We start from the raw sequence: 15,781 nt of genomic DNA, 5'->3' as shown, positions 1-15,781 counted from the left end.
AAAATCAGTCGCTTCGCTGCTGTTTTCGATTTTACCATAGCGATGCTATGATTCAATCTCCAAACAGCCTGATTTCCTTGTAGTTTCAGCTCTCATTACGATTCCTAATGCAAAAAGCGGGTTTAAGAGGTGGAGTGCTCCTGAGCATCCTAGTGGTAAGCGGTATCTTGAAGTCAAGCCGTAAGGCATAATCACCTACCGAAATGGAAAATTTTACGTTTTGCTTAAGTAATATTTATTTTTTCCTATGTTTCATAAGTAAAAAGTTGTATAATGTTACATTATGCGAAATTTATATGATCTGAGCAGTATGGTGAATTTGTTTTTTAAGCGGGATTTAAAACCGTTTGTATTGGTTTCATTGATGTTAGGATTGGTGGCCATTCATCCAGCAAGTGGTCAAGAAAACAACCAGCCCAATGTCTTGGTAATTTTGGTGGATGACCTGGGGTATCATGATTTGGGCATTACGGGAAGTGATTTTTATGAAACCCCACATATCGACAAGTTAGGAAATGCAGCTTTTCGTTTTGAGCAGGGATATGCTTCGTCAAGGGTTTGTAGTCCCTCGCGGGCGGGGTTGATGACAGGTGTTACGCCCGCAGTACACGGTATTACCGATTGGATAGGTGCCCCAGAGGGAGAGCAATGGCGAAATTATGGACGCTTCACCCAGTTGCTTCCGCCAAATTATTCCCATTCCCTTCCCGATCAGCTTATCACCATTCCAGAAGCCATGAAAGCAAATGGTTATGAGACCTTTTTTGCGGGAAAATGGCATTTGGGCGGTGAAGGTTCATTCCCTGAGGACCATGGCTTCGATATCAATATCGGTGGTTATGAAGCGGGCAGTCCAAAGGGCGGCTATTTTGCCCCATATGATAATCCAAAGCTTAGCCAAGGGCCAGATGGAGAAAACCTCAGCATCCGTCTGGCAAAAGAGACAGCAGCATTTATCGAAAACGCACATGAGAAGCCCTTTTTTGCCATGATATCTTTTTATGCCGTACATGGCCCCATCCAGACGACGGCAGAGAAGTGGTCCAAGTACCGTGACAAAGCTGAGGAGTCGGGTATTGCAGCCAATGGGTATGCCATGGAACGACGGATGCCCATTCGACAGGTGCAGGATAATCCAGTGTACGGGGGATTGGTGGATACCATGGATGAGGCCGTGGGAATGGTGTTGGAGGCCTTGGAGGCTCAGGGGCTGGCTGACAATACCTTAGTGGTGTTTACATCGGACCATGGTGGTGTAGCTTCTGGCGATAATTTCTCCACCTCCAATTTGCCCCTCCGTGGAGGGAAGGGGTATCAGTGGGAAGGAGGACTTCGAGTGCCCCTTTTCATAAAGGTGCCAGGCACCCTAGGAGGAGCCATCCAAACGCCAGCCAGTAATATTGATTTATTGCCTACACTGGTAGAGTTGACCGGTGGAGACTTGACAGCCCTGAAAGGAGTGGAGGGGGTGAGCTTGGTACCTGTGATGGAGGGTAAAAAGATCAATCCCCGGGATCTTTATTGGCATTATCCCCACTATGGAAACCAAGGGGGCGATCCAAGTTCCATTATCAGGTCCGGTGAGTGGAAGCTGATATATTACTGGGAAAATGGGCAAGCTGAGCTTTACCATTTACCTTCGGATCCGTACGAGCAGCATGACCTTGCCGGCTCAGAGCCGAAAACCGTGAAGCGGCTCACCCAAAAGCTACGGGACTATCTGGAAGCGCATAAGGCTCGGTTTCCCTATCCTGACCCTAATTATGATCCTGCAAAGGAAGCCGAGTGGCAAGAACGGATGAGGACCCAGCGTCTACAAACACTCGAAGAGCAGCGGAAAGCTATGCTTTCACCTGGATGGCAGCCCAATGACGATTGGTGGGGAAGTAAAGTAACGAGTGAATAAAAAAATAACCTCGATATGGTGAGCGATTTTACTGAAATCTAACCATTCACCCATGCAGGTAAATTTTACTATACGAGTTGCCAAAAAACAATGTCCTCACTGGGATTGATATAGCCATCTTAAAACAATAATACCTTTCACATTTTACTTCACAGCTCCGGTAATTTTCGATGTATTAAGGGTTGTTTGTAAAAAAAATCATTAAATAAAAAACTATTATTGTATAAATTACATTATTGATGGTTTAGTTTTTAATAAAATAAAGTATTAAATTCAGCCAATGCATGTCAATAATCCTACGAAAACCCAAAGGCCGTCCAAAGTTTCGGAACCGATAATTGAAGCGAAGCGATCGTATGCCATCGATGTGTTTCGGGCGGTTACCATGCTGTTGATGATTTTTGTGAACGACTTGTGGACATTGGAGGGATACCCCGATTGGTTGGGCCATGCTGCGGTCGGGGAGGATCGACTAGGCTTTTCGGATGTCATTTTTCCAGCATTTCTATTTATCGTTGGTTTATCCATTCCATTTGCGCTGCAGAATCGTTTTCGTAAAAGAATACCCAAGATCAAGCTGGCGGAGCATATTATCCTACGGGGGCTGGCATTGTTGGTCATGGGCATCTTTCACGTCAACTTGGAATCTTATGCGGCACAAGCGCCCTTGACCAAGCCTGTTTGGCAGCTATTGATCACAGCGGGCTTTTTCTTGATCTGGATGGATTATCCTTTGGGCTGGAGGAAAGTCGCTAAAAGAGGGTTGAGGGGGATCGGGATCGGGTTGTTGGTGATCATGGCATTTCTTTACCGGGGAGGCACTGAAGCCAACCTGAGTGGTATGAAGTTCCATTGGTATGGGATTTTGGGATTGATAGGATGGGCGTACCTGATTTGTGCCTTGATATTCCTGTTTACCAAAGGCAATCTCCTTAAACAATGGATGGCTTTTCTCTTCTTCATGGCCTTTAATTCGTTGGAAAGCCTGGGCTTGCTGGAATTTCTGGAGCCCGTCAAGCCTTATGTGTGGATCGTGGGGAATGGTGCCATGCCGGCATTTACCATGGCGGGTGTAGTGGTGTCACTTTATTATCAAAGATGGTTCTTACAGGGACAGTCAAGACGCTTTGCGCAATTTGTAACGGGTTTTTCAGGGGTGATGCTAGGCTATGGTATCGCTACAAGACCCCTTTGGGGAATTCATAAAATCGGTGACTCACCTTCTTGGGTGGCCATTTGCCTGACCATAAGCGTGGCCGCTTTTGGTTTTTTTATTTGGCTGGTAGACATTAAAGGGAAGAAAGCGTGGTTTAGCTGGCTCAAACCTGCAGGAACAAGTACCTTGACTTGTTACCTGATTCCGTATGTCCATTATGCACTTTATGTCATGGTAGGGGTACAGTTGCCTGATGTTCTGCGCACGGGGCATTTGGGGATCCTGAAGTGCTTAGGCTATGCACTGGCCATCGTCCTGCTCACAGGTTTATTGGAAAGAAAACAAATTCGATTAAAACTATAATAAGCGTTATGAACAATTTCTTCAAATTATGCTGTACACTATTGGTGATTTTGGCCAATGTTTTTGGCCTTAAGGGGCAGGACACTACCTCCCGCCAACTTCCGGTGCGGGCGTTTGCCATTGCCGCCCCTTCTCCCAATGAACTGGACAGGTTTGTGCAGTTCATCGACGAAGAATTGGCTCCGCGCAAGGTAAATGTACTGATACTGCGTGTGGAATATGGCTATGAATATGAAAGCCATCCCGAACTTCGGGCAGATGATCCACTGACCAAAGGAGAGGTAAAGCAGTTGGTAAAGGTATGTCGGGAAAATGGCATTCAAATTATTCCACAGGTCAACTTGCTCGGCCATCAGTCTTGGCATGGTGATTTGGGTAAATTGCTGGAAGTATATCCGGAGTTTGATGAGACGCCCCACGTGCAATTGCCCGAGAATTACGAATGGCCCAATGAAGATGGGCTTTATTGCAAAAGTTACTGTCCCCTGCATCCGGATGTGCATGCGGTGGTCTTTGATTTGGTAGATGAAATCTGTGATGCCTTTGAAGCAGAGGCTTTTCATGCAGGGATGGACGAGGTGTTTTACATCGGAGACGACCAATGTCCACGTTGTAGCGGAAGGGACAAGGCCAAGCTCTTTGCGGATGAAGTTTGGAGAATCCGCAATCATTTGGCTGATAGCGGCCGGGAGCTATGGATCTGGGGAGACCGCCTGCTGGATGGGAAGATCACCGGACTGGGAATGTGGGAAGCCAGCATGAACAACACCCACCGAGCCATTGACATGATCCCAAAGGATGTGGTGATCGGGGATTGGCATTACGAAAGACCTGATCAGTCGGCCGTTTATTTCGCCATGAAGGGCCTTCGTGTGCTGACGTGCAATTGGCGTAAACCCAAGGTGTCCGCGCAGCAGGTAGAGGATATGTACCGGTTTAGGGATTCGGCTACCGAAGAAATGAAGCCCAACTTTTACGGCATGATGCAAACCGTTTGGTCCAGTGCAGGAGGCTTTATGGAAGGGTTTTATGCCAATAAACCTGACCAAGAAGGAGGCAATGAAACCGCTTGGCATACCTTTCGAGTGATGTTTGACAGGGTGAATGAACTGGAAGGACAAACGAACCCCTGAAAGGGAGAAAGAGGTGGTAAAGCATTTCCCTTTCGTCATCCTGAGCGCTTGCCTGTCCGGGAGGGGGAGAAGGATGGCGAAGCGAGCCCATGTTTTGGATAATGGGATCGCGCTACTCCGTGGCCATGGCGTTCGTGATGACGTTCGGTAAGGAGTTTTGTCCATTGAGTAGTGATGAGAAATAATGCCAACGTTGAACAAATCATTAACTGAAAATAGTAACTTCCTGAACTTATGAAAACGAAAAGATTATTGCTCCTTTGCCTGATGGTAGTGACCGTTTCCCTTCAGGCGCAGGAATATGAGGCCAACTGGGCTTCCTTGGATCAGCGGCCAGTGCCCGCTTGGTTTGAGGATGCGAAATTTGGGATTTTTATTCATTGGGGGCCGTATTCGGTGCCCGCATGGTCACCCAAAGGCACTTATACCGAGTGGTACCAGTATTGGCTGCAGAGCAAAAAGTTGTTTGGCAATGGAGATTTTGAAGGGGATGAAGTATACCGATACCATGTCAAAACATATGGGGAGGATTTTCCTTATTATAATTTTGGGGAAATGTTTACCGCAGACCTGTTCGATCCCAAGGAATGGGCGGCACTTTTTGAAGAGGCCGGAGCCAAATACATTGTCCTGACTTCCAAGCACCATGACGGTTTTACCCTGTGGCCAAACGAACAGGCCAATGACCGTGGATTTGCCTGGAACAGCATGGAAGTAGGGGCCCATCGAGACCTTGTCGGTGAGCTTACCAAGGCGGTGCGCAAGACGGAAGTGAAGATGGGGGTGTATTACTCCCTGTACGAATGGTACCACCCGTGGTGGCAGCATGACAAGGAGCGGTTTGTAGAAGATCATTATCTCCCCCAGATCAAAGATCTGGTCCAGCGTTATCAACCGGATATTCTTTGGACGGATGGTGAATGGGAAATGGAAGGGGAGCAGTGGAAAAGTGAAGCATTCCTGGCCTGGCTCTATAACGAATCGGCCGCCAAAGACCATATTCTTGTTAACGACCGCTGGGGCAAAGGCCTTCGCCAACAGCATGGCGGTTACTATACGACCGAATACGAGGCCGGTAAGACCTTTGACAAGCCATGGGAAGAGTGCCGCGGCATGGGATTTTCCTTTGGATACAACCAAAACGAAGATGCACAGGACTATAATAGTGCCCAGGCCCTGATCCTGATGCTGGTGGATATCGTGAGCAATGGCGGTAATCTCCTGCTGGACATCGGTCCAGACGCTCGGGGAAACATTCCTCCCATCATGCAAGAGAGGCTGCTCGAAATAGGCCAATGGCTAGAAGTGAATGGGGAAGCTATCTATGGTACCAGAAAATGGACTAAGGCTGCCCAATGGTCTGAAGGAGACCGTGAAATTGACCACGAGAAGGGATATCGTGGTGGTGATTACATCCTCAAGCAAACCATCGATCCCACTCCCGGAAAGGCCGTCAAACAGCTGTTCTTTACCCAAAAAGAAGGAGATGTATATGCCATCAGCCCTGTCTATCCGGCGGAGACATTACGCATCAAGGACCTCCAGGCCAGCACGTCCACGGAAGTCACGTTGCTGGGGCATGATGCTCCACTGGATTTTCAGCAGCAAGGAAAAGATCTCTTGGTTACCGTACCCCGCTTGGCCTCTAACCAGATGCCCTGCCAGCATGCTTGGAGTTTCCGGATTACGAATGTAGAGTGAGGTGGTCACCCATTATGCACGAGCTTGTCTGCTGCTAGAGAGAGAAAAGGATCGCTTTACTACATATCTGTTCCCGTGAAAAATACTAATCCAACACCGAAAGCAGCGCATCTACCGACCGGGAAAATTCGGTGGGGTCGAAGTCTGTTTTGGTGATGACCTTTAGGCCATTATAAAAGGTGAAAAAGAGGGTGGCGATGGCACGAAGGTCCTTGTCTTTGGATATTTGGTTGCGCTCGACGCCAGTAGTTAGGTAGTGATAAAGCATGGTCTCGCAGCGAAGTTTGTTCTGATTGATCAGTGTCGCAAATTCCGCTTCATGCGAGATGAACTCAACGGTGCAGTTGACGGCAAAGCAGCCTTTTTTTTCCGTGTCCAGGGAGGATTCCTGAATGGCACGTTCAAAGAGCTTTTTTAATCCAGTTCTTACATCTGGATGGGAGTCGAGAAATTCTCGTTGGTGGGATGATTGGGTGGTGGTATAATGGCAGAAAGCCTTTTCAAACAGTTCTTTTTTACCGCCAAAAGTAGCGTACAGGCTTGCCCTGTTGATGTCCAGAAAGGCCACCAGGTCTTGGATAGAAGTGGCGTAGTAGCCCTTTCTCCAAAAAAGGTTCATGGCCTTTTCCAGCACTTTCTGCTCATCGAATGACTTATCTCTTGGCATGGTTTATTACATCGGAACTTTACAGGTACATGTTCACTCGGTACCCGCAAAGTTCCGATATTGGAATTTTCATTCCAAATCAATACAAAAAAACATTAGCTTACCAGCAGCGGATTGACATTGGTACCGCCATCGATGTTGTATTCTGCACCGGTAATAAAGGATGCCCTGTCAGAGGCCAAGAAAGCTACCAATTCGGCAATGTCTTCAGGTTTTCCGTATCGTTTGAGCGGGATTCTGTTTTGCATCGCTGCGGCCATACCGTTAAGCTGGTCTTCAGACATGCCGGTTTTACTGAAAATCGGAGTGTAAACAGGCCCGGGATTGACCGCATTCACGCGGATCTTTCGGGGTGCCAGTTCGGTGGCTGCTGTTCTGGTGTAGGAATTCAGTGCCGCTTTGGATGCACCGTAGATGCTTGTGTTGGGCATTCCTGTGTAGGCATTGATGGAGGACAAGTTGATGATGCTCCCACCATCCTTCAGAATGGGCAAGAATTTCTCGATGGTAAATACGGCTCCTTTGAGATTGATGTCCATCTGTTGGTCAAAGAGGTCTTCCGTCGTTTGGCCAATCGGCGCCGGTAAAAAGATGCCTGCATTGACAAAAAGGATATCGACATGACCAAAATCGGCTTTCACCTGGTTGACTGCCGCATCAATCGCCGCTAGCTCCAAAACATCTGCAGTAATGCCCGTGACGCCTAGCTCAGCAGCCGCTACATTGACTTTTTCGGCAGATCGACCGGTGATGATGACCTGCGCACCTTCTTCTTTTAGTTTTTTCGCAGTGGAATAGCCAATGCCACTGTTGCCTCCAGTGACCACGGCCACTTTTCCGTTTAAATGACTCATAAAGCTTGTGTTTATTGTGTTAAAAATATTTTAGAACGATCGTTCCAGAAAGAAACCTGCATATTGGAACGATAGTTCCAGAATGGTGATGATAATGAAAAAAATTTTTGGCTTTCCTTTGGCTGGGCTCAGGAATCGGAGGAGTGAGGTGGTGGCGAATGGACTTACTAATCCCTTACCTGTCAAATTAGGCCTTTTTAACCATCCCGCTTTCCACCCTTCTTACCTTTATATTTTTTGAAGTCTCCTTGATCTTTTTAACTTTATGCTCAACCAAAAATAAGCATGCAATGAAAGTACTTGTGATAGGAGCAAATGGACAAATAGGCCAATTGATCGTGGAGAACCTTCAGGCAGCTGATGGCTTTTCGCCAGTAGCCATGGTCAGAAAGGAAGAACAGAAAGCTGGTTTGAAGGAAAAAGGCATCACGAGTGTTTTGGCTGATTTGGAAGGCCCGGTGGAGGACTTGACCAAGGCCATGAAAGGATGCGATGCGGTTGTATTTACGGCTGGATCCGGTGGGAAGACCGGGGCAGACAAAACCTTGTTGATCGACCTGGATGGAGCCGTTAAATGCGTGGAGGCAGCGGAAGCAGCCAATGTCAAACGGTTTGTGATGATCAGTGCCTTGCAGGCCAATAACCGGGAAAATTGGAACGATGCCCTGCGCCCATATTACGTGGCCAAGCATTATGCTGACCGGATGTTAGAGATGAGCAAGCTGGACTATACCATCATCCGGCCAGGTGGGCTGCTGAACGAACCTGGAACAGGGAAGGTTAATGCAGGAGGAACCCTTGACCGTAGCACAATCCCTAGGGCGGATGTCGCCCATACTGTTCTTGAAGCGCTTAAAACGGATCGGACAGTCAAAAAGTCCTTTGATCTAGTCAGTGGCGAACGATCCATTCCCAAAGCCCTAGAACAGCTCTAGGATAAGTGGATGATAGCCATTTCGCTTGTAGTTCCTGCTGCACTTTTTATATCGCGGGGAGGGGACAGGGCATGGGTTTTGGTGGATGAGGTGGCGCTGGATTGATAACAACAGCCACCCTGCAATTCTTCTTAAAATCTTCTCTTTATTGTCAATGCTTGGCTCAGTTGAGGCCAACAGTGCCCAAGGGCTCAAAATCCAAGGAAACCGAATTCATACAAAAACGCTTGTGCGTGGGGGGAGGCCCATCGTTAAAGATATGTCCAAGATGGGAGTCGCATCTTCCACAAAGTACTTCGATGCGCTGCATGCCATGGGAATTATCTTCTTGGTAGATCACACTATTTTTGCGTACCGCCTCAAAAAAACTGGGCCATCCACAGTCGCTTTGGAATTTAGCCTCTGAAAGGAACAATTTGTTACCACAGACCGCACAATAATACGTGCCTTTTGTATCGCTGTCCCAGTATTTGCCGGTAAAGGCCCTTTCTGTGGCAGCTTCACGGGCGACGGCGTAGAGAAAAGGAGGAAGGATTTCTTTCCATTCGCTGTCCGAAACGTTCAGTTTGGTAGTATCCGTTCTGGAATAATAGGGATTGTCGGTTTTTTGGCTTTGTCCCATGCTGCTGCCATAAACGGAAAGCAGTACGAGACCCAATAAGATAATTTTTTTCATGATGCTTGTTGCTTTAGTGTAGGGTGTGTTGCCTGTGTAGCATGACAAAACATGGTGTTGGTGCGCTAAACGCCATCGATTTTACCACTGGTCATCATCATCAGTTATTTGCTTTCCTTCAATTTATCTTTAAACACCTTTTTGAATTTTTCTAATTTTGGCGTAATGACAAACTGGCAATAACCTTGATTTTTATTCAGATTGTAGTAGTTCTGGTGGTACTCTTCTGCTACATAGAATTTCTCCATGGGCGCTACTTCCGTAACAATCTTTTTGGGATAGATGTTTTCTTCGTCCAGTTTGCGGATATAATATTCAGCTTTTTCCTTTTGGGCCGCAGAATGGTAAAATATGGCACTTCTATACTGGGTGCCGACATCATTTCCCTGCCGGTTTAGCTGGGTAGGGTCATGGGCGACAAAAAAGGCTTCCAACAGTTCATCATAGGTGATCACCGCTGGATCATACACGATGGAAATGGCTTCTGCATGGCCGGTTTTACCGGTACAGACAGCTTTGTAGGTAGGATTGGCCACATGGCCTCCAGTGTATCCCGACACCACTTTTGATACTCCTTCAAGTTGTAAAAACTGTGCTTCCACACACCAGAAGCATCCTGCGGCAAAGGTGGCGCTATCCGTTTTGGCCGATTCAGCGGATTGGGCAATCTGGGGGGTGAAGAGCAGCAGTAGGCATGCCAGGGTCAGCATAAGGCTTTTCATAATCGAATGGGGATAGGGTTACTATGCTTTATTTTTTGTTCGTACATTTTATAGTACGTGAAATGCCCGGTAAATGGTTTGTTTTCGGTTCATATTAGCGGCAAAAAATTAGCAAAGGTAGGGGTAAGGGAGTAATAGTAAAAAGTGGTGATGAAGCTGTGCGTTAGCGATGTCAAGTGAGAAAAAAGGCCAATAGTGATGTAGACATGATTTTGGCATCCTGAAATACTTGTCTGAAGTTTTGAAGAGCTAATGTAAGATGGTTTTCAACCGTTTTAGTAGAAATATTCAAATTACTAGCGATTTCTTTATGAGACATTCCCTGTAATCGAGACATTTCGAAAACCTGTCTTCTCCTTTCGGGTAAGGCTGTAAGCGTTTTTTCTACAATTCCCATGAGTTCATTGTATTCAAGGGTGTTCTCCGTATTATTTACAGGGAGAATTAGGTTCATTTGATAGGTCTTGTTGGCTTTGGATCGGATGCTTTTTCTGAGCATATCAAGGATCGTGTTTTTGGAAATCATAAAAAGATAGGCTTTTATACATTTTTCTGGGTCTATATTTTTTCTCGAGCACCAGAATTTAACGAAGACGTCCTGTGTTATTTCTTCAGCATCAGACGATTTTAAGCCATAGTGGATACAGAAAAAGTAGATCCTTTTATGGAATAATTGATAAAACTCGTGAAAAGCACTTTTATCACTTTGTTTGATTCTAAACGCTATTTCAGAAAGATCGGTATGCATTTAAGTAACACTGTTTTTAATAAAATGAAAGGAAGGGGGATGAAGTGTGTTGTAATATAAAAAAATGAAAGTGATTTTTATAATAAAATAAGTAAAAATCAATTGTTTTGTTTTAAAATATTTTATAACTGAAAAATTATTTAATAAAAAATAAAGGAAGTATTAGGGGGATTAGAATGGTGAAGCGTATTAATAAATAAACATCGGTAGAAATGAGTCCATTGCTTATAAGGAAATTTTTTGAGGGAAAGTGTACTTCTGAGGAAGTGCATGAGATATTGGTATGGATTAATTCAGCCTCTGGAAAGTGTCAACTCGAGAAGGAATTTGAGAAGTATGATGAGAACATGGGTGGGCAAGGGGCTTTGGATAGTGAAGCTTTGTTTTCAAAAATAAAAGAAAAAATAAAAGTAAAAGAGCGTTCAAACCCGGCTTTTCGAGACGACAGAAAGGACTGGGAGTTTCAACGAAAAAGAAGAGGATACAAAAAATGGTATGCCATTGCTGCAGTGATGGTGTTGGTGGGATGTTTGGCGTTTTGGGGAGCTAAGATGGATAAGAGTGAGCATTCCATGCCTGTACAGAAAATAGAGATGATCACAAAATCCACCTCGATTGGGCAAAAATTACAATTGACGTTGGTAGATGGCAGTCATGTATACTTGAATGCTGGAAGTAAGCTGATCTTTCCCCGTCACTTTGATGATCAGGTCAGGGAAGTTTATTTGGAAGGAGAAGCTTTCTTTGATGTTGAAAGGGACGAACAGCGGCCATTTATCGTGAAAACTCCAAATACTACTACGCGAGTCTTAGGGACCTCCTTTGTCGTAAAGGAATCTGGCCATTTAGGAGAGACCAAGGTGGGCGTTTTGACGGGTAAGGTAAAAGTTACCAATAATGTCATGGACGAAAATAGTGAGCGGAAACTTCAGTTTACGTTGCTACCTATGGAAGCCGTCAGTTATTCGTATGTGGACGGTAGTATGACAAAGTCCAGGGTCGAATATGATGAAATGTTTGCCTGGAAAGACAATATTATCAGTTTTAAGGCTGCCAGTTTTCAAGAAGTTATTGCCGTACTGACAAAGTGGTATGGAGTGAGGTTTGATATACGAAAGGGCTTTTCCAGCAGTAAGGATTTTACAGGAAGGTTTGAGCATGAGTCATTAGATCACGTGCTGGAAGGACTGAGTTTTACATTCCAGTTCAACTATCGGATAGAAAAAGAAAAGATACTTATTTATTAATCCAAAAGAAAAAAGAATGCCTATGAACAAAAATAGAATATAATCAAAAACAAAAAAGATCACTGAGCATAGCTGTATTTGGTCGTCCAGCATGCCCAATGATCCGAATTGTTTAACAGACAATTAATTATCCATAAACAACTTAAGTATGAAAACAAAGTTACTAAAAAAAATTGTAACCGTGGGAAAGTACGCCTTTTTCGGTATGATCATTCAGTGCTTGTTCTTCAGCAGTTTATTGGCTGGGGAGACGAGTGGACAAACAAGTCTGGAAGAGGTGTATGTGTCCCTTAATGAAGATGAAATGTCGGTGGAGGAAATATTTAAAGCCATCGAAAAGGAAACCGATTTTAGGTTTAGTTATAAAAGAGGAGATGTAAGAAGGCAATCTTTCACCAATGAAGCGTCCAGTGCAGATGTGTCCATAGGAAATGTGTTGAGGCAGTTATCCATGGATGCTGACCTAAAATTCAAAAGAATCAATAATGTTATTTATGTAGGGAAAAAAGGGCATGTTCATCCTACTGAATTGGAAGAAACGTATGTGGCAGATGTAAAGGTCACTGGCACCATCCTCGATGAAAATGGGATGCCTATCCCAGGGGTGACCGTTACGGTGCAGGGAACCACGAAAGGTACGGTAACAGACATTGATGGAAATTATACGATCATGGTGCCAGAGGAAGGGGCACTGATATTCTCGTTTATTGGTTATGCCACTCAAATCATACCCGTAGGAGATAAAAGTGTAATAGATGTCACTATGGCGGAGGATACCAAAGCCCTAGAGGAATTTGTGGTTGTCGGATATGGAAAGCAGAAAAAGGTAAATATAACAGGAGCGATTACTGCTGTAGAAACAGATAACCTTACTCAGATTCCCACCAATAACCTATCCAATACTTTGGCCGGTAGGGCTCCAGGGGTAAATGTGACCGGTACTTCTGGGCTTTCAGGCTCTACCTCCTCTATCAGGATCAGGGGGAGTTTTGGCGATCCATTATACGTGATTGACGGCATCGTGCGTGATAAGACGGCTTTTGATGCATTGGAAGCCCAAGAGGTGGATCAAATTAGTTTTTTGAAGGATGCTGCTACTGCATCTATTTACGGGTCCCGTGCAGGAAATGGAGTAGTTTTGGTGACTACCAAGAGCGGATCGAAGCAAAAACCCATGTTTAATTTCCAAACTTCTTATGCTTTTTTTTCGCCCACAATGGAGCTGCTATCGGATAAGACCACGGCAACTGATGAGCTTATTTATCAGAATAGGGTAGCAGAATATAGGGGAACTGCTCCTCCCAATGGAGAAGAGGAATTTGCCTATTTCAGCGATAGAAGCTATAATGTGAACGACTTTATTTGGCAGAATCCTTGGAGTCAGAATTATTCCCTGAGTGTAACAGGGGGAAGTGATAAATTGACCTATTATTCCCTGTTGAGTTACAGAGGAGAGGAAGGATCGTATAAAAGCCTCGAACATGGAAAATTTAACTTACGAACCAACGTCACTGCCCAAATTTCGGACCGAATCAAGCTTGGGGTAAATATAGCTGCTACCCAGCAAAACCATGATCGGTTTTACTGGCCTTTTTCAGGAGATGATGATTATGATGTTTCGGATTTATACCGAGTGACGTTTAACTGGCCTAAGGTTTATCCTTATTACTTGGAGGAAGATGGAACTCCAGCGAATTATGTGACCGATTACCCTGTCCAGACTCCTATGGGGAGTTGGTTGGCATGGAGTGTTATTGATCAGATAGTAGGGGATAGGTACATCAAGACCCGTAAACGACAATTGAACAATATTCTCACTTTGGATGTCGACTTGGGGGATTTGGTGCCTGGACTGACCACAAAGGTCGTGGGGAATTACCTGGCCCAAGATTTCATGAGGAAGAAATTCCTGACTTTTCAGACCAATTATGTCTTTAACCAGGCCGATCCAGATGGGAATCGATTCTTACCAGCTCCACCCGATCCAAATAATACCAATGTATTTACATTTAGCCAAAACCAGGAGTTTTTGAGCTATGATATCAATACCGCTTGGAGTTATCAATTTGATTGGTTTTTGAACTATTCGAAGGTCTTTGGAAAACATGGAATCGATGCGATGGCGGTTTATGAACAAGCAGAAAATGGCTTATATGGGGCATTTGCCAAGGCAGAAGACCCCGTAACGGACTATGATCAGGATTTTGTGTATTCTACTGATGCCCAGATGCGCTATGGTAATGGCTATGAGGAAGTGGGAGCGAGGAGATCCCTGATCGGTAGAGTGAATTATAATTTTGCAGAAAGGTATATTGCTGAGTTTTCTTTCCGATATGATGGTAATACTTTATTTCCAAAAGACAAACGCTGGGGATTTTTCCCATCTGTTTCAGCCGCCTGGAGGATCATTGATGAGCCTTTTATGTCCAATGCCTCAAACTGGTTGAGTGATTTGAAATTACGCGCTTCTGTAGGAACCACGGGAAATGACCTAGATGTCAATGGCAATAAAATCACACCGTTTTCATACATAAGGACCTATGGAAATAGCGGCACTTATATTTTCGGCAATGATCTTTACAGAGGGATTGCACCTGGGGATACTCCCAATCCTAATTTGACCTGGGCCACTTCCACTACCTACAACATAGGAGTGGATTTCGAAATGATCGACACAAGGCTTTCAGGGTCGATAGATGTTTTTTATAAAAAGGAAGAAGATATCCTAGGGTCTAGGTTGGTAACACTTCCTGATAATTATGGCCAATCGTTGGCTCCGGAAAATTATGCAGCTCGTTCCTGGAGAGGTGGTGAACTATCCTTAATGTGGCGGGATATGGCAGCAGGAGGTAAGTTGGATTATTCCATCTATGGTAACTTGGGTTATGCCAAAGACCAATGGGATGTTTTAGATCAAAACCCGATTTACCTTGAGGGTGGCAACCGGGCATCGGAAAGTCAGATCGGCCAGCCGGCCAATCGCATTTTTGGTTTAAGAGCTTTGGGCATTATCAGGACGCAGGAGCAGCTAGATGAACTCATGGAGGCTGGTTTTAAGCAATATGGACGTGATCCTTACCTTGGAGGGCTTTATTTTGAAGATATTCGAGGGGATGGTTACTCACCAGGGCCTGATGGTAAAATTGACGGTAATGATTTTCAATTGTTATCAAATAATGCTGCACCGCGGCTCAATTACGGTTTTGGGTTCAATGTAAACTGGAACAATTTTACTGTCAATGCCCATTTCCAAGGAGTTGGCGTGTATGACAGGATTATCAGTAACCAGGAAGGAGCAGGAATGAGGCAGCATGGTGGAACAATCCGGCCTTATTACCCGCTATGGGCAGATGATGTATGGACACCGGAGAATCCAAATGCCAAATATCCTCGCCCCATAGGGTATAACTGGTATGAGTCCGGCACTGGTTCGACTTCTTTTTGGATTAGAAATGGCGCTTATCTGAGGTTAAAAAACCTGAATGTAGCTTATAACCTGCCCCAATCTTGGGTGTCCTCCATAAACGTGGCAAATGCCCAAGTGTTTTTCAATGGAACCAACCTGTTTTCCATTTCCGATATGAAGGAATTTCATGATCCAGAGCAGAAGAACTACGATTCTTTTCCACTTATGAAGTCTCTGACGGTTGGTTTAAATGTTAAATTTTAATGA

The 15,781-nt window shown here is 45.0% G+C and carries 12 protein-coding genes; 7 read left to right on the top strand and 5 right to left on the bottom strand.

Features of this window, described 5'->3' with window-relative positions:
* The first annotated feature begins 283 nt into the window (after positions 1-283).
* The 4 genes from ECHVI_RS19120 (at position 284) to ECHVI_RS19105 (ending at position 6,259) form a co-directional block, all read left to right on the top strand.
* Positions 284-1,906, top strand: coding sequence for a sulfatase (locus ECHVI_RS19120; protein ID WP_015267681.1), 1,623 nt, complete (start codon positions 284-286; stop codon positions 1,904-1,906).
* A 280-nt stretch (positions 1,907-2,186) separates the two neighbouring features.
* Positions 2,187-3,425, top strand: a complete 1,239-nt coding sequence (locus tag ECHVI_RS19115) for a heparan-alpha-glucosaminide N-acetyltransferase domain-containing protein (RefSeq protein WP_015267680.1) — start codon at positions 2,187-2,189, stop codon at positions 3,423-3,425.
* 8 nt (positions 3,426-3,433) lie between these two features.
* A complete protein-coding gene (locus tag ECHVI_RS19110) occupies positions 3,434-4,558 on the top strand; it encodes a family 20 glycosylhydrolase (protein WP_015267679.1) in 1,125 nt (374 codons plus the stop codon).
* 234 nt (positions 4,559-4,792) lie between these two features.
* Positions 4,793-6,259, top strand: coding sequence for an alpha-L-fucosidase (locus ECHVI_RS19105; protein WP_015267678.1), 1,467 nt, complete (start codon positions 4,793-4,795; stop codon positions 6,257-6,259).
* An 85-nt stretch (positions 6,260-6,344) separates the two neighbouring features.
* Here the strand turns inward: ECHVI_RS19105 and ECHVI_RS19100 are convergent, their stop codons facing one another.
* Both ECHVI_RS19100 and ECHVI_RS19095 read right to left on the bottom strand, forming a co-directional pair.
* Positions 6,345-6,926: a TetR/AcrR family transcriptional regulator gene (locus tag ECHVI_RS19100; protein WP_015267677.1), complete on the bottom strand. Its 582-nt coding sequence runs from the start codon at positions 6,924-6,926 to the stop codon at positions 6,345-6,347.
* Between the two features lie 95 nt (positions 6,927-7,021).
* On the bottom strand, positions 7,022-7,780 hold the full coding sequence (locus ECHVI_RS19095) for an SDR family NAD(P)-dependent oxidoreductase (RefSeq protein WP_015267676.1): 759 nt from the start codon (positions 7,778-7,780) through the stop codon (positions 7,022-7,024).
* 290 nt (positions 7,781-8,070) lie between these two features.
* On the opposite strand from ECHVI_RS19095, the gene ECHVI_RS19090 reads away from it, so the two are divergent.
* Positions 8,071-8,715 carry an SDR family oxidoreductase gene (locus ECHVI_RS19090; protein ID WP_015267675.1) on the top strand — a complete coding sequence of 215 codons (645 nt, stop codon included), beginning with the start codon at positions 8,071-8,073 and terminating at the stop codon, positions 8,713-8,715.
* Between the two features lie 163 nt (positions 8,716-8,878).
* Here ECHVI_RS19090 and msrB read toward each other — a convergent pair whose 3' ends face one another.
* The 3 genes from msrB to ECHVI_RS19075 all read right to left on the bottom strand — a co-directional run bounded on the left by msrB (position 8,879) and on the right by ECHVI_RS19075 (position 10,861).
* Positions 8,879-9,391, bottom strand: a complete 513-nt coding sequence (msrB, locus tag ECHVI_RS19085) for a peptide-methionine (R)-S-oxide reductase MsrB (protein WP_015267674.1) — start codon at positions 9,389-9,391, stop codon at positions 8,879-8,881.
* 104 nt (positions 9,392-9,495) lie between these two features.
* Positions 9,496-10,101, bottom strand: coding sequence for a peptide-methionine (S)-S-oxide reductase MsrA (gene msrA / locus ECHVI_RS19080; protein ID WP_015267673.1), 606 nt, complete (start codon positions 10,099-10,101; stop codon positions 9,496-9,498).
* Positions 10,102-10,285: 184 nt separating this feature from the next.
* Positions 10,286-10,861: an RNA polymerase sigma-70 factor gene (locus tag ECHVI_RS19075; protein WP_015267672.1), complete on the bottom strand. Its 576-nt coding sequence runs from the start codon at positions 10,859-10,861 to the stop codon at positions 10,286-10,288.
* Between the two features lie 212 nt (positions 10,862-11,073).
* On the opposite strand from ECHVI_RS19075, the gene ECHVI_RS19070 reads away from it, so the two are divergent.
* Together ECHVI_RS19070 and ECHVI_RS19065 are read left to right on the top strand one after the other, a co-directional pair.
* Positions 11,074-12,108 (top strand): FecR family protein, encoded by a 1,035-nt coding sequence (locus ECHVI_RS19070; RefSeq protein ID WP_015267671.1) that lies wholly within the window; start codon positions 11,074-11,076, stop codon positions 12,106-12,108.
* Between the two features lie 148 nt (positions 12,109-12,256).
* A complete protein-coding gene (locus ECHVI_RS19065; protein ID WP_015267669.1) occupies positions 12,257-15,778 on the top strand; it encodes a SusC/RagA family TonB-linked outer membrane protein in 3,522 nt (1,173 codons plus the stop codon).
* The last annotated feature ends 3 nt before the right edge of the window (positions 15,779-15,781 follow it).

The organism is Echinicola vietnamensis DSM 17526, assembly GCF_000325705.1.
Taxonomy (GTDB): domain Bacteria; phylum Bacteroidota; class Bacteroidia; order Cytophagales; family Cyclobacteriaceae; genus Echinicola; species Echinicola vietnamensis.
This window is presented reverse-complemented; position numbering and strand designations above follow the sequence as displayed.

What these genes read in the sequence shown, in the direction of transcription:
- ECHVI_RS19120 (WP_015267681.1), top strand. Translation starts at nt 284, where the DNA reads ATGCGAAATTTATATGATCTGAGCAGTATGGTGAATTTGTTTTTTAAG.
- ECHVI_RS19115 (WP_015267680.1), top strand. Translation starts at nt 2,187, where the DNA reads ATGCATGTCAATAATCCTACGAAAACCCAAAGGCCGTCCAAAGTTTCG.
- ECHVI_RS19110 (WP_015267679.1), top strand. Translation starts at nt 3,434, where the DNA reads ATGAACAATTTCTTCAAATTATGCTGTACACTATTGGTGATTTTGGCC.
- ECHVI_RS19105 (WP_015267678.1), top strand. Translation starts at nt 4,793, where the DNA reads ATGAAAACGAAAAGATTATTGCTCCTTTGCCTGATGGTAGTGACCGTT.
- ECHVI_RS19100 (WP_015267677.1), bottom strand. Translation starts at nt 6,926, where the DNA reads ATGCCAAGAGATAAGTCATTCGATGAGCAGAAAGTGCTGGAAAAGGCC.
- ECHVI_RS19095 (WP_015267676.1), bottom strand. Translation starts at nt 7,780, where the DNA reads ATGAGTCATTTAAACGGAAAAGTGGCCGTGGTCACTGGAGGCAACAGT.
- ECHVI_RS19090 (WP_015267675.1), top strand. Translation starts at nt 8,071, where the DNA reads ATGAAAGTACTTGTGATAGGAGCAAATGGACAAATAGGCCAATTGATC.
- msrB (WP_015267674.1), bottom strand. Translation starts at nt 9,391, where the DNA reads ATGAAAAAAATTATCTTATTGGGTCTCGTACTGCTTTCCGTTTATGGC.
- msrA (WP_015267673.1), bottom strand. Translation starts at nt 10,101, where the DNA reads ATGCTGACCCTGGCATGCCTACTGCTGCTCTTCACCCCCCAGATTGCC.
- ECHVI_RS19075 (WP_015267672.1), bottom strand. Translation starts at nt 10,861, where the DNA reads ATGCATACCGATCTTTCTGAAATAGCGTTTAGAATCAAACAAAGTGAT.
- ECHVI_RS19070 (WP_015267671.1), top strand. Translation starts at nt 11,074, where the DNA reads ATGAGTCCATTGCTTATAAGGAAATTTTTTGAGGGAAAGTGTACTTCT.
- ECHVI_RS19065 (WP_015267669.1), top strand. Translation starts at nt 12,257, where the DNA reads ATGAAAACAAAGTTACTAAAAAAAATTGTAACCGTGGGAAAGTACGCC.